Here is a 334-nt window from a genome sequence, read left to right as displayed (position 1 = left end):
GTGCTATTCGTTTTTCTTGGGAATGTTCGTGCTGCACTTATTACTGCGGATGTAATACCGTTGGCTATGATTGGCTCGATATCGTGCATGGTCAAAACATTTGTTTCTGCTATTTTTTTGAGTTTAGGCGCTCTGGATTTTGGCTTGATTGGCGAGGGCGCAGTTATCATTGTTGTAAACTGTATCAGACTATTATCGGTATCGCAGAAAGAAATCGGGGCTACTCTACCGCTCTAAGAAAGGCTGAATGTTGTATATGAAGCCACTAATGAAGTCATACGTCCCTGTTTGTTTGGTGTATTGATCATTACCAATGTTTATATCCCCTTGTTCA

The 334-nt window shown here is 41.0% G+C and carries 1 pseudogene; it reads left to right on the top strand.

Annotation, left to right across the window (positions count from 1 at the left end):
- Positions 1-334, top strand: a pseudogene (locus CWB80_RS22190) (efflux RND transporter permease subunit); the annotation flags it as partial.

Source organism: Pseudoalteromonas sp. S1650 (assembly GCF_005887195.1).
In the GTDB taxonomy this organism is placed as follows: domain Bacteria; phylum Pseudomonadota; class Gammaproteobacteria; order Enterobacterales; family Alteromonadaceae; genus Pseudoalteromonas; species Pseudoalteromonas simplex.
This window is presented reverse-complemented; position numbering and strand designations above follow the sequence as displayed.